Origin of the sequence: Mesorhizobium sp. 113-3-9 (assembly GCF_016756515.1) — a bacterium.
Lineage (GTDB): Bacteria > Pseudomonadota > Alphaproteobacteria > Rhizobiales > Rhizobiaceae > Mesorhizobium.
Window position 1 is genome coordinate 2,421,848 of record NZ_AP023246.1, and the last position, 20,196, is coordinate 2,442,043.

At 64.2% G+C, this 20,196-nt stretch carries 20 protein-coding genes; 11 read left to right on the plus strand and 9 right to left on the minus strand.

Going from position 1 to position 20,196, the window contains the following annotated elements; translation table 11 throughout:
- Window positions 1–123: 123 nt before the first annotated feature.
- The 3 genes from MesoLj_RS11680 to MesoLj_RS11690 all read right to left on the minus strand — a co-directional run bounded on the left by MesoLj_RS11680 (window position 124) and on the right by MesoLj_RS11690 (window position 2,458).
- On the minus strand, window positions 124–903 hold the full coding sequence (locus MesoLj_RS11680; RefSeq protein WP_140771583.1) for a HugZ family pyridoxamine 5'-phosphate oxidase: 780 nt from the start codon (window positions 901–903) through the stop codon (window positions 124–126).
- Window positions 904–1,048: 145 nt separating this feature from the next.
- On the minus strand, window positions 1,049–1,810 hold the full coding sequence (locus MesoLj_RS11685) for a 3-hydroxyacyl-CoA dehydrogenase (RefSeq protein WP_202326072.1): 762 nt from the start codon (window positions 1,808–1,810) through the stop codon (window positions 1,049–1,051).
- Window positions 1,811–1,933: 123 nt separating this feature from the next.
- Entirely contained in the window at window positions 1,934–2,458 is a 525-nt protein-coding gene (locus tag MesoLj_RS11690; RefSeq protein WP_140771579.1) for a GNAT family N-acetyltransferase, read from the minus strand.
- A 265-nt stretch (window positions 2,459–2,723) separates the two neighbouring features.
- Between MesoLj_RS11690 and MesoLj_RS11695 the strand changes: the two genes are divergently transcribed.
- Window positions 2,724–3,713: a glutathione S-transferase family protein gene (locus MesoLj_RS11695; RefSeq protein WP_202326073.1), complete on the plus strand. Its 990-nt coding sequence runs from the start codon at window positions 2,724–2,726 to the stop codon at window positions 3,711–3,713.
- Between the two features lies 1 nt (window position 3,714).
- Here the strand turns inward: MesoLj_RS11695 and MesoLj_RS11700 are convergent, their stop codons facing one another.
- On the minus strand, window positions 3,715–4,209 hold the full coding sequence (locus MesoLj_RS11700) for an NUDIX domain-containing protein (protein ID WP_202326074.1): 495 nt from the start codon (window positions 4,207–4,209) through the stop codon (window positions 3,715–3,717).
- Window positions 4,210–4,280: 71 nt separating this feature from the next.
- On the opposite strand from MesoLj_RS11700, the gene MesoLj_RS11705 reads away from it, so the two are divergent.
- A complete protein-coding gene (locus MesoLj_RS11705; protein WP_202327252.1) occupies window positions 4,281–5,210 on the plus strand; it encodes a metallophosphoesterase family protein in 930 nt (309 codons plus the stop codon).
- Here MesoLj_RS11705 and MesoLj_RS11710 read toward each other — a convergent pair.
- The 4 genes from MesoLj_RS11710 to leuA all read right to left on the minus strand — a co-directional run bounded on the left by MesoLj_RS11710 (window position 5,194) and on the right by leuA (window position 10,615).
- Window positions 5,194–5,808, minus strand: a complete 615-nt coding sequence (locus MesoLj_RS11710) for a hypothetical protein (protein WP_140771573.1) — start codon at window positions 5,806–5,808, stop codon at window positions 5,194–5,196. The two genes, MesoLj_RS11705 and MesoLj_RS11710, sit on opposite strands and share 17 nt — an antisense overlap.
- Window positions 5,809–5,916: 108 nt before the next feature.
- On the minus strand, window positions 5,917–6,720 hold the full coding sequence (locus tag MesoLj_RS11715; protein WP_202326075.1) for an alpha/beta fold hydrolase: 804 nt from the start codon (window positions 6,718–6,720) through the stop codon (window positions 5,917–5,919).
- A gap of 225 nt (window positions 6,721–6,945) precedes the next feature.
- Window positions 6,946–8,697: a tetratricopeptide repeat protein gene (locus tag MesoLj_RS11720; protein ID WP_202326076.1), complete on the minus strand. Its 1,752-nt coding sequence runs from the start codon at window positions 8,695–8,697 to the stop codon at window positions 6,946–6,948.
- 250 nt (window positions 8,698–8,947) lie between these two features.
- The gene (gene leuA, locus MesoLj_RS11725) at window positions 8,948–10,615 is read right to left on the minus strand and encodes a 2-isopropylmalate synthase (protein WP_202327253.1); all 1,668 of its coding nucleotides are present in this window, start codon (window positions 10,613–10,615) and stop codon (window positions 8,948–8,950) included.
- Window positions 10,616–11,111: 496 nt separating this feature from the next.
- Between leuA and MesoLj_RS11730 the strand changes: the two genes are divergently transcribed.
- From MesoLj_RS11730 to MesoLj_RS11740, 3 genes are all read left to right on the plus strand, one after another.
- Window positions 11,112–12,278: an ATP-grasp domain-containing protein gene (locus MesoLj_RS11730; protein WP_202326077.1), complete on the plus strand. Its 1,167-nt coding sequence runs from the start codon at window positions 11,112–11,114 to the stop codon at window positions 12,276–12,278.
- Between the two features lie 5 nt (window positions 12,279–12,283).
- A complete protein-coding gene (locus MesoLj_RS11735) occupies window positions 12,284–13,060 on the plus strand; it encodes an esterase family protein (RefSeq protein WP_202326078.1) in 777 nt (258 codons plus the stop codon).
- 154 nt (window positions 13,061–13,214) lie between these two features.
- Window positions 13,215–13,529 (plus strand): nuclear transport factor 2 family protein, encoded by a 315-nt coding sequence (locus tag MesoLj_RS11740; protein ID WP_202326079.1) that lies wholly within the window; start codon window positions 13,215–13,217, stop codon window positions 13,527–13,529.
- 15 nt (window positions 13,530–13,544) lie between these two features.
- Here MesoLj_RS11740 and MesoLj_RS11745 read toward each other — a convergent pair whose 3' ends face one another.
- Entirely contained in the window at window positions 13,545–15,077 is a 1,533-nt protein-coding gene (locus MesoLj_RS11745; protein WP_202326080.1) for an MFS transporter, read from the minus strand.
- A gap of 148 nt (window positions 15,078–15,225) precedes the next feature.
- On the opposite strand from MesoLj_RS11745, the gene MesoLj_RS11750 reads away from it, so the two are divergent.
- The 6 genes from MesoLj_RS11750 to MesoLj_RS11775 all read left to right on the plus strand — a co-directional run bounded on the left by MesoLj_RS11750 (window position 15,226) and on the right by MesoLj_RS11775 (window position 20,191).
- A complete protein-coding gene (locus MesoLj_RS11750; RefSeq protein ID WP_140771557.1) occupies window positions 15,226–16,113 on the plus strand; it encodes a LysR family transcriptional regulator in 888 nt (295 codons plus the stop codon).
- A 154-nt stretch (window positions 16,114–16,267) separates the two neighbouring features.
- Complete coding sequence (locus MesoLj_RS11755) at window positions 16,268–16,729, plus strand: MarR family winged helix-turn-helix transcriptional regulator (protein ID WP_140771555.1); 462 nt, start codon at window positions 16,268–16,270, stop codon at window positions 16,727–16,729.
- A 52-nt stretch (window positions 16,730–16,781) separates the two neighbouring features.
- Window positions 16,782–17,345: a cysteine hydrolase family protein gene (locus MesoLj_RS11760; protein WP_202326081.1), complete on the plus strand. Its 564-nt coding sequence runs from the start codon at window positions 16,782–16,784 to the stop codon at window positions 17,343–17,345.
- Between the two features lie 2 nt (window positions 17,346–17,347).
- Entirely contained in the window at window positions 17,348–17,677 is a 330-nt protein-coding gene (locus MesoLj_RS11765) for a hypothetical protein (RefSeq protein ID WP_202326082.1), read from the plus strand.
- Complete coding sequence (locus tag MesoLj_RS11770) at window positions 17,674–18,963, plus strand: MFS transporter (protein ID WP_202326083.1); 1,290 nt, start codon at window positions 17,674–17,676, stop codon at window positions 18,961–18,963. Before MesoLj_RS11765 ends, MesoLj_RS11770 begins: the two co-directional genes overlap by 4 nt.
- A 148-nt stretch (window positions 18,964–19,111) precedes the next feature.
- On the plus strand, window positions 19,112–20,191 hold the full coding sequence (locus MesoLj_RS11775) for a siderophore-interacting protein (protein ID WP_202326084.1): 1,080 nt from the start codon (window positions 19,112–19,114) through the stop codon (window positions 20,189–20,191).
- Window positions 20,192–20,196: the final 5 nt, after the last annotated feature.

Genomic DNA, 20,196 nt, shown 5'->3' on the forward strand with positions numbered 1-20,196 from the left:
CATGGGGGCAATGGTGCCTGAATCCATAAATTCAATAGCGAAAGGCAACCGACGAGTCAGCGCCCTTCACAAAGGGTAGAACATTTCTTTCAAATCTCAAGTGTTGCTTTCGATCAAATGCAATTAAGTTTCGTTGGTTGCCTGCCCGGCAGCCCGGCCGCTCCTGGCCATGGCGACCAGAACGGGTCGCAGATCCCTCGCTGCCACCAGGGGTTGCGGAAAGAATACCCGGCAAACATTGTCTTTCGACACCAAATCCATGCCATCGGCGTCCAAACCCGCGATGCTCCAGCCGTCGCCAGATGCCCCGGCATAGTGATGCGCATAAACCGCGATCGCGTCGAGATGGTCCGCATTCATGTGCTCGACGGCGGATTGTTCACTCGCCGCAAGCTCTTCGACGATGGGCCCGCTGGTGACGAGATCGGACCGATCGAGCAGATAGGCCTTGCCGAAACCGCCATTGAGGCTGGCGCGCTCCGGCTCGAGGCGAAAGATCGAGAAGTCGCCGAGCCCGGCATAGAGGCTCGCCTTGGGATTGCGGTTGAGATAGCGGCGCTCGGCACGGGCGTGCGCGTCAGAGCCACGCTCCAGCCGCGACGCCCGGCAGATCAGGGTCAGGCGCGGATGCGCCAGCGGGTCGCCCTTGCCGGGCTCGCCGAGCAGCAGGGAACAGCGTGGATCGGCAAGGATGGCAGGCGTATGCGCCGAGAGCATCGAGACCAGGATCAGCGGCGCGCCGTCGATGTCGGTGGCGACGCCGACCCGGCTTGCCAGCGGCGACCCGGTCTGCGCCTCCAGCACGGCCAGTGCGCCGAAGCGGGCACTGCGCAGAAGCGTTTTCGCCAATCGGATTGCCTCGGCGTCGGTCTCGCGGATCACATCCTTCTTTCGGTCGTCCAAGGTTCTCGCCCTGCTAAGTTGATTTTTCTATTCCACTTATCAGACGATGAGGCCTGTCTTGGCAAGTGTTCCAATGCATGTCGCCATCCCGGAACTCCCTCGCACTCGTGGCTCGAGGCGTGGGCAGGCTCATGGGCGGCATGCCTTACCTCGGCGCCATGCGGATGGCGCCGTCGAGGCGGATGGTTTCGCCGTTCAGCATCTGGTTTTCTATGATGTGCAGGGCAAGGGCGGCATATTCGGATGGCTCGCCGAGGCGGGACGGGAAGGGCACGGCGGCGCCCAGCGAATCCTGCACGTCCTGCGGCATGCCGGCCATCATCGGGGTCTTGAAGATGCCGGGCGCGATGGTGCAGACCCGAATGCCGGAACGGGCAAGGTCGCGCGCCACCGGCAGTGTCATGCCGACCACGCCGCCCTTGGAGGCGGAGTACGCGGCCTGGCCGATCTGGCCGTCATAGGCGGCGACCGAAGCGGTGTTGACGATGACGCCACGCTCGCCGCCCTGCAGCGGCTCGAGCCTGGCGGCGCGGTCGGCGACGAGGCGGATCATGTTGAAGGTGCCGATCAGGTTGATCTCGATCACCTTGCGGTATTGGTCGAGCGGATGGGGCCCATCCTTGCCGATCGTCTTCACACCAATGGCGATGCCGGCGCAATTGACCAGGATGCGCGGCTCGCCCAGCTTGCTCGCCGTCTCGGCGACGGCCGCAGTGCCACTGTCGGCGCTGCTGACTTCGCATTGCACGGCAATGCCGGCGATGTCGGCCGCGACCTTGGCAGCGCGATCGATGCCGACGTCGAAGATGGCGACGCGAGCGCCCTTGGCGGCAAGCGCACGCGCCGTTGCCTCACCAAGGCCGGAGCCGCCGCCGGTCACGATCGCGATCTGGCCGTTCGGATTCATGGCGTTATCCTCTCCTAAAGCGGTTCAAGTCCCGTGGGAAAACCGTTTCACATTTTTCCTGGAATTGCTCCAGGAGAACAGGACGGATCAAGGCCGGATCGAAGGACCAGGTCAAGCCATCGCCTAGACGTGCTCGGCGAGCCTGGCCTGGCTGGCATGACCGACCTCGCCGGTGAGCCTGGCAACCGCGCCCGGCGTGATCTCGTGCGACAAAAGGCGGTCGAGGTCGACGGGACGCGGCATCGAGATCTGGCCGCGCGGGATGCGCTTGAAGCCGAGCGGCCCGTAATAGGGCTCGTCGCCGACCAATATGACGGCCGGCGCCCCGGACTTTGCGGCCGCCTCCAGCGCGATCGCCACCAGCCGGCGGCCGATGCCGAGATTCTTGAAGGCGGGCCGCACGGCAAGCGGCCCGAGCATCAGCGCGCGGCCGGCACCGGCGGCAATGCGGGTCATGCGTACCGAGGCGACGACGATATCGCCATCGACCGCGACAAAGGACAATCCACGCTCATGGCCGCCGGCCTCGCGGATCTTGTAGGCGGCAAGCACGAAACGGCCAGGCCCGAAGGCCTCGTCATTGATGGCTTCGATTTCAGGGTCGTGCGCCGGAGTTTCCGGCAGGTATTTAACGTCGGCAAGGCTCATGGTCTTTGCGTTCCGGTAGAGGAGGAAAGGTTGCTGCGAACGGCAGCATTCGCCAGTCAGCGCTTCAAGCGCGGGCGCCCTTTCGTCGTCGGTCAAACCGGATCAAAGCAAAGTCGAACATGCGGAGTGTCCGCTAGCATCAATTTTCGGCCGCCGCAATCGGCGCCTTCGCTGGCCCTACCGATTGACAATCTGTTCAGCCCTGAATGATTTCCGGCCTGCCGCATCGCGCTCTACATGAGGTGGAAACGCGAAAGGACATCTCATGGGATTGCTGGTCGACGGCAAATGGCAGGACCGCTGGTACGGCACCAAGGAAAGCGGCGGCAAGTTCGTGCGTCCGCAATCGCAATGGCGCGACTGGATCACGCGCGACGGAACGCCCGCCGGAGACCGTGGCCGCGGGTTCAAGGCCGAACCCGGCCGTTATCACCTCTATGTCTCGCTCGCCTGTCCGTGGGCGCACCGGACGCTGATCTTTCGCGCGCTGAAGAAGCTCGAGGGCATCATCTCGCTCTCGGTTGTGCATCATTTCATGGGCGCGAATGGCTGGACGTTTCTTGCCGAAGACGGCGCCACCGGCGACACGCTCTACGGCCTCGATTTCCTGCACGAGATCTATACCAGGGCAGATCCCGCCTATTCGGGCCGGGTGACGGTGCCGGTGCTGTGGGACAAGAAGGAGCAGACCATCGTCTCAAATGAGTCTTCCGAAATCATCCGGATGCTCAATTCAGCCTTCGACGAATGGGGCGACGCCAGCCTCGATTTCTATCCTGAAGCGTTGCGGGGCGAGATCGATGCGATCAACGCGCTGGTCTATCCCGCCATCAACAACGGCGTCTACCGCGCGGGCTTCGCCACCACCCAGGCGGCTTATGAGGAAGCGTTCGGCGAGCTGTTTTCGGCGCTCGACACCCTGGAGGATCGCCTTTCCAGGCAACGCTATCTGGCGGGCGATCGCATCACCGAGGCCGACTGGCGGCTGTTCACCACGCTGGTGCGCTTCGACCCAGTCTATGTCGGCCATTTCAAGTGCAATCTGCGCCGAATCGCCGACTATCCGAACCTGTCGAACTATTTGCGCGACCTCTACCAGGTACCTGGTGTCGCCGGCACGGTGAACCTGCATCACATCAAGGCGCATTATTACGGCAGCCACGAAACGATCAATCCGACACGGATCGTGCCGGTGGGGCCGGAACTGGACTATGGCGCGCCGCATGACCGGGCCCGGTTCGGGGAGCGGGCCTGATCTACCAGTAAGGCGATATCGGCTCTCCGCGAAAAACCTCGGCGATGCGCCGGAGCGTCGCCGGCGTCGTGCCTTCCGGCAAGCGATCCAGCGGGAAGAAACCGGCCTCGGCGATCTCGTGGTCCGGCTGCTTCGGCGCCGTCTGGCTGAAGTGCTCGATCAGGTAGAGGCCGACATGGTCGCGACGGCTGGAGCGGCGGTTGAAATGCATCGATTTGAGAACGGGCGGCGCGCTCAGCGCGATGTTGCCTTCCTCGGCCAGTTCACGCGCCAGCGCCTCGGCGAGCGTTTCGCCTGTTTCGACGCCCCCGCCGGGAAGCTGCCAGCCCGGCACATAGGTGTGCCGGATGAGGAAAACTGAATTGTTGGCGGCGTCATGGATGAGGCCGCGCACGCCGAGCGTCATTGGCCGCCGCAGCACGAAATAGAGATGGAACAGTCTGGCGCGCAGCCCCGGCCAACCGGTCTGGCGGAAGGCATCTTCCGGATTTGCCATCAGGTGCGAAACCGTGGGTGATAAGGAAACCTTGAGTGGAAAGCGGGACGCTGGTCGCCTATGAGGGATGGATGTTCAGGCTCGCGCATATTTCCGATGTCCATCTGGGGCCGCTCCCCGATGTATCCTATCGCGATCTCGCCTCCAAGCGCGTGCTCGGCTACGTCAACTGGCAGCGCAACCGCCGCCGCCACATGCATGACGCCGTCATCGATGCCATCACCGCCGATATCAAGGCGCAGGACCCCGACCATCTCGCCGTCACCGGCGACCTGGTCAATCTGGCGCTCGACGGCGAGATCGAGATGGCCAAACACTGGCTGGAGACGCTGGGATCGCCGCATGATGTTTCGGTGGTTCCGGGAAACCACGACGCCTATGTGCCTGGCGCCTTCGACAAGGTCTGCCGCGCATGGGCGGCCTGGATGAGCGGCGACGGCGTCAACGCGCCGGTCGACCGCAACGCGTTCCCCTATCTGCGCGTGCGCGGCAATGTCGCGCTGATCGGCGTCTCGACGGCGCGTGCCACGGCCCCTTTCATGGCCAATGGCTTCTTCATGGAGGGGCAGGCGGAGCGGCTCGGCAAGATCCTTCGCGACACGGCCGCGCAAGGCCTGTTTCGCGCGATCATGATCCATCATCCGCCGGTGCGCGGCGCCGTCTCGCAGCACAAGCGGCTGTTCGGCATCGCCCGCTTCCACAAGATCATCCGCCGGCACGGCGCGGAGCTCGTCCTGCACGGACATTCGCATCTACCGTCACTGTTCCAGATCGGCCCGCGCGACGCCAAGGTCCCGGTGGTTGGCGTCGCCGCCGCTGGCCAGGCGCCGGGCGGCAAGCATCCGGCGGCACAGTACAATCTGTTCGACATCGATGGCGAAAAGGGCAATTGGCGCATCCGCCTGACGCGGCGCGGCCTGACCGGGCCGGCGATGCCGCCTACCGATCTGCAGACCATGGAACTGGGTGTGGAGGCCAGCGCTTCTATTGCCGCAGGCTGAACACCATAGCCACGAGGCGGTCCCAGAACAGGGCAACCGACACCGCCAGGCCGACCAGGGCGCCGGCAGCGACCAGGCCAAGGCCTGATAGGAAGGCCGACCAGCCCTTGCCGCGCGTCGTCGAGCGCAGCGGCGGCTCGGCTTCCGCCACCTGGGCGCGCCTCATGCCGGCGACGGCCGGTTCGGCCCCGCCTTCCATCATCCTTTGCCGCTCGACGATGCGCTCGGCGACATAGCGTGTCACGGAATCGGCAACCGGCTTCATCTCCGTCGATTCGGCAAGCACCACGCGGCCAATACGGGTGTCCTTGAGGAAGCGATAGGTGCGGCGGTCGCGCCCCATCGCGACATGGCTGACGGCGTCGATCCACAGGCGCGGCTGCAGCCCCGAGGAAACGACGAAATCGAAATTGTCCATGTCGGCGGGCACGTCGGCGAAGACAGGCGCAAGCTCGGCTGCCAGGAGATCGAGGCGCATGCGATGCGCCTCGCGCATGTCGACGACGACATCGTCGCGGTCGGCGAAGGCGTTCTTCACATCACGGATGGCATCGGACAGTTTTCTCGACGGATCGATCTTTTCGCCTGCGTCCTTCATCGGCGTCTGCCTCGCGGGGTTGGTTAACACGCAGTTAACACAGCCGCCGGCAAAATGCACTGGCGAGATGGACGGCGCGCGGCGCGGGCACCGTTGCGCGGGAAGAACTCAACCAGTCGCGGTGGCGAGCCTCGGGCGAATGGGCCTGGCGCGACGGTTCATGTTGCGCTGGATGATATCAGCCACCAGATCGGGTGCTTCCTCGACCAGCATATGGCCGGCCTCCAGCACGTGATGCACATGAAAGCGCGCCGGCAGGTCGTCCGCCTGGGTGAAGGGCAGCACCGCGTCATCACTGCCCCACACCACCATCACCGGCATGGCCAGCCTCTCCAACTGGTCGCGCGGGATGACGCCTTGCCGGTCGTCCCTGGTCATGGCGGCGGCGATCTCGACGAGTTTTTCCAGTTGCCCGGGCCGTTTGCGCATGTCGCAGAGGGTGTCGGCAGCGTGATCAAAAGGCGGTGCCCGTGGCCCCGACATGGCAGCAAGGCAGGCGCGGATCTCGGATGGGCTGTGTGCGCCGGCATAGCGGCGCAACAATGGCCCGTTGATTTCCGGGCCGAAGCCACCGGGCGCCAGCAGGGTTAGCGAGGCCACCTTTTCGGGCTCGGCCAGCGCCATCAGGGTCGCCACCGCCCCGCCCATCGAATGGCCAACGAGATGGATCCGTTTGGCCGCGCGCGTCGCAAGATCGGCAAGAACGGCCCTTGCCGCGACCTTTGCGGGCCCGGCGCCCGGAAAATCGAGCGACAGGCCGTGCCCCGGCAAGTCGTAAGCAAGCGTGCGCATGGAAGGCGCGAGCGAGGCGACCACGTCTCGCCAGCCGTCGGAGCAGCCGCCGAAACCGTGCAGCAGGACGATGGTCTTCGAGCCAACACCCTGTTCGGTGGCATGGAGCGATGAGATCATGATCGCGGAAGGTGCTAGATTGCGGGAAAACTCGAAATGTGGCTGGATTGCTCCTTGTCCAGCCGGATGACCAGTAAAGTTTTCGCGACTGGCGCCCGGGCGCGAGCATGCCATTCCATGGCTTTGCTGGGCAAAGCCGGCTAAATCAGCGCGATTATGGCTTTATCCGCAGCGCGCGGGCGTCCAACTGTCCCATTGGTCCAAATAGGCCCGGTCTATTGGACATCAGCTGGCGTTGCCGAGTCCGGCGGCGCGCAAGGCGCCGACCAGGCGTTCGGTCAGGTCGGCCGGATATTTTCGGTCGATGAAGGTCGCACGCGGATTGGCGGCGAATCTCGGAAACTTGGCGCTCAGCTCATCGATCAGCTTTCGCGCTTGACCGTCCTGGCCGGAGATCCTGGCGCCGATCAGCCGGGCGGCGAGATAGTGCGATTTCGTCGCGGTCGTTCGCAGGGCGGAACTGGCGATGGCCGCCTTGTTCGTGTCGCCGAGCATGAGTTCGCCGGCGAACAGCCCGAAATCCCACCAGGTCGGATGGCCGCTGGAGGCATCCACCGCATGGGCCAGGATCGGCGTCCCCTCGGCGTACCGGCCGGTGAAGATCAGCCCATAGCCATAAGCGGCGGCCATGGCGAGATCGTAGGGGTTGAGGTCATAGGCCTTGCGCATCCAGCGCAGGGCCTCGTCGGCATTGCCGATACGCGAATTGATGTAACCGTAGGAGCGATGCGCATAGGGGCTGGTCGGCCCCATCTGCACGGCGCGATGCGCGAATGTCACCGCCTTCTCTATCGTCGCGTCCGGCGGATAGGCGTAGTGGTCGTTCACGGCCTCCAGATGCAGCGAGGCGAGCTCCGAATAGACCAGCGGCGATCTGGCGCCGTTGTCGGCAAGGGTTTCTAGGCAGCGATAGGCGGCCTCGTGCGTCTTGGCGTTCTGGTCGAGATAATACTTGTCGTTGAGCAACAGGCACTGCGTCAGGGCGGTCTGAATGCCGCTCTGCTCGATGTAGCTGTAGATGGTGCCGGACGCGGGAAGGGCCGAACTCAGTATGCCGGCGATACGGTCCTCGACGGCCGATGGCGCGCTGTCGGCGGTGGTCAGGTTGCGCGACAAAAGCACCCGTCCGGTCGCCACGCTCTGCAATTCGATGGTCACGTCGCCAGCATCGGGTCCAGGCAGGACATCGAAGATGAAGCTTGCCGCGCTGGCGGCCGAATCGGTCTTGTCGACTGTGTCGCGGCCGATGAAGTCGATCGTGTCGAAGCCGCTCAGACCGGCGCGCAGCGCCGCGGCGACGCGGCTGGCGTCGGCGCCGCTGGCCTTGACGGCGATATAGACGAGCGGCAAGGCCTCGCTCGCGGGCGACGATGCGATGCTGCTGGTCAGGCCGGCAGTCTCGACCGCGGCCGGCATGTCGCCGCCCGCGAGCAGCGCGCCGCTGCCCTGACGCATGATCAGAACGCCGAGCATGGCGATGACCAGGGCGATCGCCATCCAGAAGAACCTGAGATGGCGCGCCAGCGAGGGCACGGCAGGCAATGCCGCGGCGGGGTCAGCATCCCCGGATGGTTCGGGCAGAGCGGTCGGCGGTTCGGCCTGTCCGGCAGGCCCTGCGGTTTCCGGCAAACGGATCGCGTTTAGCTCATAAGCCGGCACGTAGCCGCCGCGTGGAATGGCGATGCGGACCGGTTCGGCGATGCCCTCATTGGCGAAATACTGCTGTAGCAGTTCGCGCAGCCTGCCTGCCTGCACTCGCACCACGGCATCGGTCGACGGATCGAAATCGCCGTCCTTGCCGAAGACATCCATGGCGATGGAAAAGCCCTTGAGCCTGTCGGCTTCGCCGGCCTGCTCGCGTTCGACGAGATAACGGATCAGCTTGCGCGCGCGCTCGGATCTTCCGAACGTTTCGCTGGCAAGCAGTCGCTCCAGTGTCTCGCGCACTGCGGGGGCGGCAGGCGTGGCATGCTGCAAGTGTCGATCCTCTCGAAGTCGGCACAGGTTGAGGCGCGATCATATAGTGCCCGCATCGCCACACAAGTATGCAGTCCTTATGCGATCGCGTACCTAACCGGATAATTTTCCGGTGGTTAATGACCGGGGCCGCCGCCGGTCACGGGACGACGCGGGTGGATGTGGACAAGCTCTTGTTCCGGCTTGAAAAAATAGCGGCGCGAGAGCCGGTCGAATCTCTCGCGCCGATAACCGGCAAATGCTACCGCGCCTAGCGGCCGACGATGCGGTTGGCGGCCGAAGTCACTGCTTCCAGCGATGCGGCGACGATGTTGGTGTTGATGCCGGCGCCGAACAGTTTGCCGCCGGGATATTCCATCTCGACATAGGAAATGGCCGACGCATTCGAGCCGCGCTGCATCGAGTGCTCGGAGTAATCGAGCACCGACATCTCGACGCCGACATGACGCGACAGCGCGTCGACGAAGCCGTCGATCGGACCGGTGCCGGTGCCGGATATGGTCACTTCCTTGCCGTTGTCGAGGATGACCGCCTCGACAACGCGCCGGCCCTTCACCTCAGTATCGGGATAGGTGTGGTGGTCGAGGAATTTCAGGCGCGCGCCCGGCTGGTCGACATAGGTCTCGAGGAAGCGTTCATGAATGCGCTTGACCGGAACCTCCTTGCCTTCGGCGTCGGTGATCGCCTGGATCGCCTGGCTGAACTCGATCTGCAAATTGCGCGGCAGGTTCAAGCCGTAATCGGCCTGCAGCACATAGGCGATGCCGCCCTTGCCCGACTGCGAGTTGATGCGGATGATCGCTTCGTAGCTGCGGCCGACATCGGCCGGGTCGATCGGCAGATAAGGCACTTCCCACAGGCTGGTGTTGGCCTTCTTCAAGGCCTTCATGCCCTTGTTGATGGCATCCTGGTGCGAGCCGGAAAAGGCAGTGTAGACGAGTTCGCCGACATAGGGGTGACGCTCGGGGATCTTCAACTGGTTCGAGTACTCGTAGACGTCCTTCATCCGGTTGATGTCGGAGCAGTCGATGCCGGGATCGACGCCTTGCGTGTACATGTTGAGCGCCAGGGTGACGATGTCGACATTGCCGGTGCGTTCGCCATTGCCGAACAGCGTGCCTTCGACGCGGTCGGCGCCGGCCATCAGGCCGAGCTCGGTGGTGGCGATGCCGGTGCCGCGGTCATTGTGCGGATGCAGCGAGATGATCAGATTTTCGCGGTTGTCGAGATTGCGGCACATCCATTCGATGCGGTCGGCATAGACGTTGGGCGTCGACATCTCGACCGTCGACGGCAGGTTGATGATCAGCTTGTTGTCTGAAGTCGGCCTGACGATCTCGGTGACGGCGTTGCAGATCTCCAGCGCCACTTCGAGCTCGGTGCCGGTAAAGCTCTCCGGCGAATATTCGAAACGGTAGCCGCCGCCGGCCTTGGCCGCCATGTCGGTGATCATCTTGGCGGCGTCGGTGGCGATGCGCTTGATGCCGCCGACATCTTTTTCGAAGACGACGCGGCGCTGCAATTCGCTGGTCGAATTGTAGAAATGCACGATCGGGTTGGTGGCGCCCTTCAGCGCTTCGAAGGTGCGGGTGATCAGCTCGGGCCGGCATTGCACCAGCACCTGCAGCGATACGTCGGCGGGGACGTTGCCTTCCTCGATGCACCAGCGGGCGAAGTCGAAATCGGTCTGCGAGGCCGAGGGGAAGCCGATCTCGATTTCCTTGAAGCCCATGTCGAGCAGCAGGCCGAACATACGTGCCTTGCGCTCATGACCCATCGGATCGATCAGCGCCTGGTTGCCGTCGCGCAAATCGACCGAGCACCAGATCGGCGCCTTGTCGATCACTTTCGAGGGCCAGGTCCGGTCGGTGAGGCCTACGGTCGGATAGGGCTGATATTTGCGGGCCGCATCCGGCATGCCCTGGGCTGACTCAGTCATGCCCTTTGCAGCGTTCTTGCCGGCTACTGCGGCATCAGGGCGGATTTCTTCTCGTGCGTTCATCGTCTTGTTCTCCCGGCGGCCCTCGGATCCGTCTTGGACGGATGGGTGGCGAGTGGCGCCTTTACCAGATTTTCGTTCGCTTGATATGACTGCCAAGGAGCATGCGCTTGCGCGGCGGTTCGACCGCCGGGCGCTCCTTCAGCGAACCCGGCGATCGCCGATAAGGCCGAGAAGAAGCAGGGTCGAAGCAAGCGCGCGCACGGTCTCGCCGGCAAAGCCGGTCTGACGGGAAGCGGTGGTGGCGCGCGTGTTCATGCCGGCTCTCATACAGGAGCGGCCCGTGAGAGGCAAGCGGGCCGGGATCCGTCGACTGTTATCCCCAATGCGGATGCTCTTTCCCGCGCGCCGCAAATGCGCCAGACTTGGGCGCCGGCGGGGCTGCGGTGCGCCATCGCCGGGAAGGGGGTCGTCCATGAATTTCGTGTTCTTCTCGCCGCATTTCCCCGCCAACGGCGCCGATTTCTGCGACCGGCTGAGGAAGGCGGGCGCCACCGTGCTCGGCATTGGCGACGCGCCTTACGACGCGCTGGACGGCAAGCTGAAAGCAGCACTTTCGGAATATTACCGCGTCGCCGACATGGAGGACTATGATGCGGTGTTCCGGGCGATAGGCCATTTCATCCACAAATGGGGCCGCATCGACCGCTTCGAATCGCTCAACGAGCACTGGCTGGAACTGGAAGCCAACATCCGCACCGATTTCAACATCTACGGCACCAAGCTCGATTTCGTGAAGAACCTGAAGCGCAAGAGCCGCATGCGCGCCTTCTTCCGCAAGAGCGGCGTCGAGACGATCGCGCAGCGCAAATGTTCCGACCGCGCCGGCGCCATGACCTTCATCCGCCGCGTCGGCTATCCCGTGGTGGTGAAGCCGGATTCGGGTTCCGGTGCCTCGAACACCTTCAAGATCTCCAACGCCAGGGAACTCGACCAGTTCTTCCGGGACAAGCCCGAGGATGTGACCTTCGTCATGGAGCAGTTCATCGAAGGGCTGGTGGTGACCTATGACGGGCTGGTCAACCGCGACGGCGAGGTCGTGCTGGCGGCCAGCCACCGCTATGACCAGAGCGTCATGGAGGTGGTCAACAAGGACCGCCACATGAGCTACACCTGCTTTCCCCGGATCCGGCCTGTTGTCGAGGAGGCCGGACGCAAGATCCTGAAGGCGTTCGACGTGCGCGAGCGCTTCTTCCACATCGAGCTGTTCGAGACCAGGGACGACCGGATCATCGCGCTGGAGGTCAACATGCGGCCGCCCGGCGCCTGGATGACCGACGCGATCAACTACACGTTCGATATCGACGTCTACGCGGCATGGGCCGATATGGTGGTCAAGGACGCTGCCGGCGGGCCCTATGAGGGCAAATATTTCACCGCCTATGCCAGCCGCAAGCGGCACCTCCACTATTTGCACAGCCATGAGGACGTGCTAGCGGCGCACCGCGACAAGATCGTCCACCATCAGCCGATAGAAGAGGTTTTCAGCCGCGCCATGGGAAATTACGCCTATCAGATGCGCTCGAAGGATCAGGCTGATCTGCGTGAGGCGGTCGCCTATATCCACGCTGAAAAGGCTTGAAGGCGATGGACATCTCCTATCATAAGCATTTCGCCCGCAATCTCGGCCGCGACATGGAATACAAGCGCTACGGCCATGCCGGCCGACCGGTGGTGGTGTTCCCGACCTCGCAGGGACGGTTCTATCAGTTCGAGGATTCCGGCGGGGTGGGCGCACTGGCCGAATTCATCGACACCGGCCGCATCCAGCTGTTCACGGTCGACGGCATCGATTCGGAATCCTTCTTCGACAAGCATCACGACGCCGCGCACCGCATCGCCCGGCACGAGGCCTATTTCCGCTATGTGCGCGAGGAGGCGCTGCCGGAATTTTTGTCCACCGCGGCGGCCGCCAATGGCGGGCGCAAGCTGAAGCCGTTGTTTTCAGGCTGTTCGATGGGCGGCTACCACTCTTCGAACTTCGTCTTCCGCTTTCCGGAACTGGCCAGCGGCGTCATCTCGCTGTCGGGCGTCTATTCGGCCCGCGATTTCTTCGGCAAGGCGCTGGAGGGCGACATCTTCTACAACTCGCCGCTCGACTATCTGCCCGGCATCGTCGATCCCAAGCTGCTGGCCCGGCTGAAGGCGCTGAGGCTGATCTTCTGCTGCGGGCAGGGCGCCTGGGAAGAGCGCATGCTGGTCGAGACGCGCCAGCTGGAGCAGATATTGCGCGACAAGTCGATTCCGGCCTGGGTCGACTATTGGGGTGGCGATGTCAGCCATGATTGGCCATGGTGGCACAAGCAGCTGGTCTATTTCTTCGGCCGGTGGCTGGATGATGACCTGATGCATCGGCTCGATTAAGGTGCATTGATATTCAGGTGATGCCGGTCTGCAAACGAAGGTTTCCTGCGCTTCCGGTGCTCACGTACTTCAAGTACGCTCCGCTCCGGTTCTCGGAAACCATCGTTTTCGACTCGGCCTGACCTGAATCTCAATGCACCTTGGGCGCTGACGAATGAACACACCCGACCCCATCCGCCGCTTTGTCGAGGCCACCAACAAGGGTGACGCGGAAGCCTTTCTCGATAGCTTTGCCGACGACGCGTTCCTGAGCGACTGGGGACGATCGTTCCAGGGCCGCGAGCAGATCGCGCGCTGGAACCAGTCGGACAATATCGGCGTGAAGTCACATCTGAGCATCGTCAGCATCACGCCGGCGGACGGCACTTATCGCGTCCGCATCGCCGTCAAGGGCAAGGGCTTCAACGGCGAGGGCGACATGACTTTCACGCTGGATGGAGACCGCATAGCGAGCCTCGTCATCACCTGATGTCGTCGCGGACGATCATGCCTCCTGGCACGCCGGCAGCGGGACTGCCTCGTGTTCCGCCGCCGATCCGCGGCGCAGGCCGAGGAAGACGACAAGGGCGGTGACGATGGTGATTACGGCCAGCACGATCAGCAGCCGGTCGAACGCCGTCTCATAGGCCTCGACCAGAGCGCCGGCATTGGCCAATGGCAGATGTTGCGCCGTTTCACCGACATTGCCGGTGACCAGCAACTGCGCCGCGGAGGCCGTATCCCTGGGAGATGCGCCTCGAGTGGCGAGTTGTACCGCAGTGAAGCCCGACAGGGTCGCCATGACGATGGCCAGCGCCACGCCCTCGCAGGCGACGCGGGTGGTGTTGAAGATGCCGACCGCCATGCCGGCGCGCTCCTTCGGCACGACGCTGACGGCGAGCCCGTCCATCAATCCCCAGGGCAGAGCGATGCCGACGCCGATCAGCATCAGCGGCGCCACCAGAGCGACCGCAACCGGCGGTGTCAGGCTCAGCCAGACGAGGCCGGCGGCAGCGATGAGCAGACCGACGCCGCAGATCGTGGCCGGAGCGACCCAGCGCGCCAGCTGACCGGCGAGCAAGGGCAGGATCAGCAGCGGCCCCGACAGGCAGATCATCAATTGCCCGGCCTTGACCTCGCTCATCCCTTCAATGCCGATGAAACGGATCGGCAGGAGCACGAGCAGGACGACGAAGCCGTAGGCAGGCGCCGCCGCCAGGAACTGGACGCCGACGAAGCGGGGAAAGCGAAACAGGGTGAGATCAAGCATCGGCCGGCGCACGCGCCGCTCGACGATGACGAAGGCGGCGAAGAAGAGGACTGCCGCCGCGAGCAACACGATGACGACGGGATCGGCCCAGCCGGTCTGCGGCGCCTGCAGCACGCCAAAGGTCAGCGCGGCCAGCGCGACGGTGAATGGGCCGGCTCCCGCCCAGTCGAGCCCGGTTGCATCCGGGTCGCGCGATTCCCTGATGGTGCGCAGGCCGAGGGTTGCCGCGGCGATCGCAAGTACTACAACCAGAACAAAGATCGACCGCCAGCCGAATGCGGAGATGAGCAGGCCCGAGGCGATGGGGCCGAAGGCCAGGCCGATGCCGAAACTGGTGCCGAGGAAGGAGAAGGCGCGCAGCCGCAGCGGCCCTTCGAATTCCTGGGCAAGTGCCGAGGCGCCGCCGGCGAAGGCCAAGGCACTGCCGATCCCTTGCGCGGCCCTGAACATGTCGAACCAGACGATGTCGGGCGCCAGCATCGCGCCGAGTGATGCCACGATATAGAGGCAGAGGCCGGCAAGGAAAACGCGTTTGCGGCCGTGGTTGTCGGCCAGCGCTCCCGATGCCATCAGGCCGGCGCCGAAGGTCAGCATGAAGGCGTTCGTCACCCAGTTGAGCGCGATCGGGCTGCCGCCGAGATCGGCGGCGATGCGGGAGAGCGCGACGGCCGGGCCGGTGAAGGTCAAGGGCATGGTCATCGCGGCAAGGCATACCGACAAGAGCACGAGCCATCTCGCGGTCGAGCCGGTTGTGGTCTGCAAGGTCATGGATTTTCCTATCTGAAGCAGCATCGGCCGGCATGGCGCACGGGTTGCGGCGCCGGTCGCAGCCACAAGATAGGTCGGCGGCCTTTCAGGAAAAATGGTATTATATCTCCTGATATACCGGACTAAAACGCTCGAATGGAAGAATGCGATGGATCGTCTCAGCGGCCTCATGGCCTTCGCCCGCACCGCGGAGCTTGGCAGTTTCATCGCCGCCGGGCGGGCGCTCGGTATTTCGGCTTCCGCCGTCGGCAAGAGTGTCGCGAGGCTCGAACAAGAGCTCGGCGTGCGGCTCCTGCAACGCAGCACGCGACGCATCGGGCTGACGGAAGAGGGTAGGCTGTTCAACGAACGGGTTCGGCGCATCCTCGACGACATTGACGATGCCGAAGCGATGCTGTCGCGGACACGAGAGACGCCGCACGGCCGGCTGCGCGTGTCGACCCCGATCGTCACCTACCATCTGCTGCTGCCGGTGTTGTCGGAGTTCATGGAGCGCTACCCCGAGATCGAGCTCGATATCGATTTCAACGATCGCATCGTCGACGTCATTGAAGAGGGCATCGACGTCGCCATTCGAAGCGGCCAGCTGCCCGATTCACGATTGGTGTCGAGACCCGTTGCGCCGTTTCGCATGCTTTTGTGCGCGGCGCCGTCCTATCTCGACCGCCATGGCACTCCCGGCGTGCCGGCAGATCTCATCAGGCATTTCGGCATCAACTTCCGCTTTCTCAACAGCGGCAGACTGCTGGAGTGGCCGTTCATCACCGGCGCCGCCGAACCGCAGATCCGCTCGATGCTGACCTGCAACAATATGGAAGCCTTGAAGGGCGCCACGATGGCTGGCCTCGGCATCGCCTGCATGCCCGATTTCCTGGTCCGCGAGGCGCTGCGCGACGGCAAGCTGCGGATCGTGCTGGACGATCATGTCGACGGCCGTGGCCAATTCCGGATGCTATGGCCGTCCAATCGCCATCTGTCGCCGAAGGTGCGCGTCTTCGTCGATTTCCTTCCCGAGCGCCTCGCCGTGGCGCGATAGGCGGGCTAGCGGGGCACGGGCTTCGGCCGGCTTGGGGCACGGGCTTCGGCCGGCCCGGGGTCACGGCCTTCGGCCGGCCAGAGGTCACGGTCTTGTGATTTCAGATATGAAGTTAAACTTTGAAGTTTAGCTTCATATCTACTACAAAGCCGCCATGAAAGATCAATTGCCCCCGCAGGACGACCCCGAAGCCGCGCATGCGCTAGCCCTGGCGGCCGAGCTTCGGGTGGTGGCCGGCAGGCTGATCCGGCGGCTGCGCGAACAGGCCGATACCGGTGATCTGACCACGTCGCAGAAGTCGGCGCTGCTGCATCTCGAGCGCGAGGGGCCGGCGACGGTGACGACGCTGGCGCGCGCCCAGGACATGCGTCCGCAGTCGATGGGCGCCATTGTGTCAGCGCTGCAACTGGCCGGTCTGGTGGAAGGCGCGCCGGATCCGGCCGATGGCCGGCAGATCCTCCTGTCGCTTACGGCTGCCTGCCGGGACATGATTGCGACCGGGCGGGCGGCCCGACAGGACTGGTTGTTCCGCGCCATCCAGGCGAACCTTGACCGCGAGGAGCAGAAGCAACTCGCGGGCGCCGTCGAATTGTTGAAACGGCTCGCCGACTCCTGACCCTTCAATATCCACGATCCACGCCGCCGTTCGATCGCCGAAAGGAAGCACAATGGCAGTCACCACGCTTGACCCGAAGACCGCACTTATCGTCATCGACCTGCAAAAGGGCATCGTTTCGCTGCCCTGTGCCCATCCGGTCGGCGACGTCATACAGCGGGCCGGCGCGCTCGCCGATGCGTTCCGCGGCCGCGCCTTGCCGGTCGTGCTCGTCAACGTCGCCGGCGCGCCTTCGGGCCGGACGGAGCAGGCGCCGCGCGTGCGGGAATTTCCCGCCGGCTGGACTGATCTTGTCCCCGAACTGAAGCAGCAGCGGGAGGATCACATCGTGACCAAACGCACCGTGGACGCCTTCGTCAACACCGATCTCGAAGCCTGGCTGAAGGGCGAGGGCGTCACCCAGGTGGTGATCGCCGGCGTCTCCACCAGCATGGGCGTCGAAGCGACCGCCCGTCACGCGCGCGATCTCGGGTTCAACGTCACGCTCGCCGTCGATGCCATGACCGACATGAGCCTCGATGCCCACACCAACAGCACCGCGAATATTTTCCCGAGGCTGGGCGAAAACGGCACGACACAGGACATCCTCGATCTCCTGGCCAAGGGGAGTGCCTGACAATGCAATGGATCGATTACGTGTCCTATTTCCTTGGTGGCGCCGTGCTGACGAATGCCGTGCCGCATTTCGTCAGCGGCGTGATGGGGCGGACTTTTCAAAGCCCCTTCGCCAAGCCGCGCGGCCAGGGCCAATCCTCCTCGACAGTGAATACACTGTGGGGATTTCTGAACCTGGCCATCGGTTACCTCCTGGTGGTGCGTGTCGGAGATTTCGACCTGCGATCCACGGCTGATGTCGTCGCGTTGGGGTTGGGCACCCTCCTCATGGGGGTGGCGACGGCACGCATGTTCGGCCGCTTCAACGGCGGCAATGCCCCGGTTGACGGATGAGCGGTCCGGCAAAAGGCACGTTCCGTTCGCTGGCCAATTTCAACTACCGGATCTGGGCCGGTGGCGCGATCGTGTCCAATGTGGGAACCTGGATGCAGCGCACCGCCCAGGACTGGCTGGTGCTGACCCAACTGACCCACAACAACGCGACCGCCATGGGCGTGGTGATGGCGCTGCAATTCGCGCCGCAGATCCTGCTGCTGCCATGGACGGGCTTTGCCGCCGATCATCTCGACCGGCGCAAGTTGCTGCTCGCCACGCAAGCCGCCATGGGCCTGCTCGCGCTCGGCCTTGGCCTGCTCACCGTCGCCGGGCTCGTGCAATTGTGGCACGTCTATGTGTTCGCATTCCTGCTTGGCTGCACGACGGCGTTCGACGCGCCGGCGCGCCAGACATTCGTCTCCGATCTGGTCGGCGAGACAGATCTGTCGAATGCCGTGGCGTTGAATTCCACCTCGTTCAATGTCGCGCGCATGATCGGGCCTGCCGTCGCCGGCGCCCTGATCGCCTCCGTCGGCTCCGGCTGGGTGTTCCTGATCAACGCGGCGTCGTTTGCCGCCGTCCTTGCCTCGCTTGGCCTGCTGCGCCTCAGTGAGCTTCACCTGAAAGACAAGACGCAAAGGAGCCGGGGCAGCCTTGCCGAGGGCTTTGCCTATGTCTGGAAGCGTCCTGACCTCAAAGCCATCCTTTTGATGCTTTTCCTGATCGGAACGTTCGGGCTCAACTTCCCGATCTTCATTTCAACCATGTCCGTTTCCGTCTTTCACGCGGGCGCCGGCCAGTACGGGCTGTTGACGTCGACCATGGCGATCGGATCGGTCACCGGCGCATTGCTGGCGGCCCGGCGCGAGCAGCCCCGCCTGGCGTTTCTTCTGGCGGGCGCCGCGATCTTCGGCTTTGGCTTCAGCCTGGCCGCGATCATGCCCAATTACTGGCTGTTCGGCCTGGCGCTGATTGTCATCGGCGTCTCGGCGCAGACGATGACCACCTCGACGATCGGCCTGGTGCAGCTTTCAACCGAACCTGCCATGCGTGGGCGTGTGATGGCGATCCTGCTGGCCATAACGCTGGGCGGCACCGCTCTCGGCGCGCCGGTGGTCGGCTGGGTGGCCGATGATGTCGGCCCACGCTGGGCGCTCGGCGTGGCCGCCATTGCCGGCTTTGCGGCGGCTCTCGTCGGAGTTCGCTATCTCGCGAGGTATCGCCACTTGCGCGTGCGGATCGAGGCCGGACGTCTCCGCGTCGACCTCGACGATGGCAAAGCCGAGCCGGCAGAGGCCGGATAGTGTCTTCTCCGGCGTCCTGATAAAAATATGATTACTTAAGTCAAGTTTTCGGTGGAAACCCCGCCGGCGCCGTGGCATGCCCCGTGATGGCAACGAGGCCAGGATCTTTCGGCGGCTTCGTTTGAAGCGCTATCGAGGGATTTCGGCGATGGACCAGTTGAGTGCGCAGACCCGCATCAGCGACGAGGCGATCAGGTCGGCGATCGAGCGTCTACGCGCCGAGCACCGCGAATTCGAGATCGAAACCGGTGCCGCCGATCGATGGGAGCTTCGCCTGTATTACGGGTCGGTGAGCGCGATGCGCGAGGGCGACGCCATGCTCATCCGTGTCGCGGCGATCGACGAGACCTGCCTCTCCTACATGAAGATGACGGTTGCCGGCCATGTCGCGCGGCATCTCGGCACGGCCAGCGGATTGCGCTGGCAAGGCGATGGCAGCGACGCCGGCACGCCGGTCTTCTTCCGCGAGATCACGGTGATGTCGTCGGCGCCGATTTCGCCGCACATGCAGCGCCTGCGCTTCGCAGGCACGGATCTCGACCGCTTCACCCATGGCGGCCTGCACATGCGGCTGCTGTTGCCGCCGCGCGGCCGGCGGCCGGTCTGGCCCTCCGTGGGCCCTGACGGCCTGCTTGTCTGGCCCGCGGGGGAGGATGCGCTCACCATACGGGTCTACACGATCCGGGCGATCGATGCGGCAAGCGGCTGGTTCGATGTCGATTTCGTGCTGCATCCCGGCCAGGATACGCCGGCCGCCATCTTCGCGCAGAATGCACGGGCGGGAGACGTGATCGGCATGATCGGGCCCGGGGGCGGCGATGCGCCGGAGGCAGGAACCCTGCTTCTGGTCGGCGACGACACCGCGCTGCCCGCCATCGGCCGGATCCTCGAGCATCTGCCGCCGTCAAGCCGCGCCGAGGCGCTCGTCGAGGTCGATGGGCCGGACGACCGGATCGCGCTGCCGCAAGGCGAGAACATCGATATCAGCTGGTTCTACCGGCACGGCCGTGAAGCTGGCACCGCCGGCCTGCTGCCGGCCGCCCTGCGCGAGCGCAGTCACGCAGCGCTTGCCGACGGCCTCTTCGTCTGGGCCGGATGCGAATTCACCGATTTCCGCGAACTGCGCAAGATCGTGCGCAAGGAGTGGGGCCTGCCACGCGACAGGCATATGGTCACCGCCTATTGGCGTCGCGGCGCGCAAGGCGAGAACGGCGGCGGCGAGGAATAGGGCGC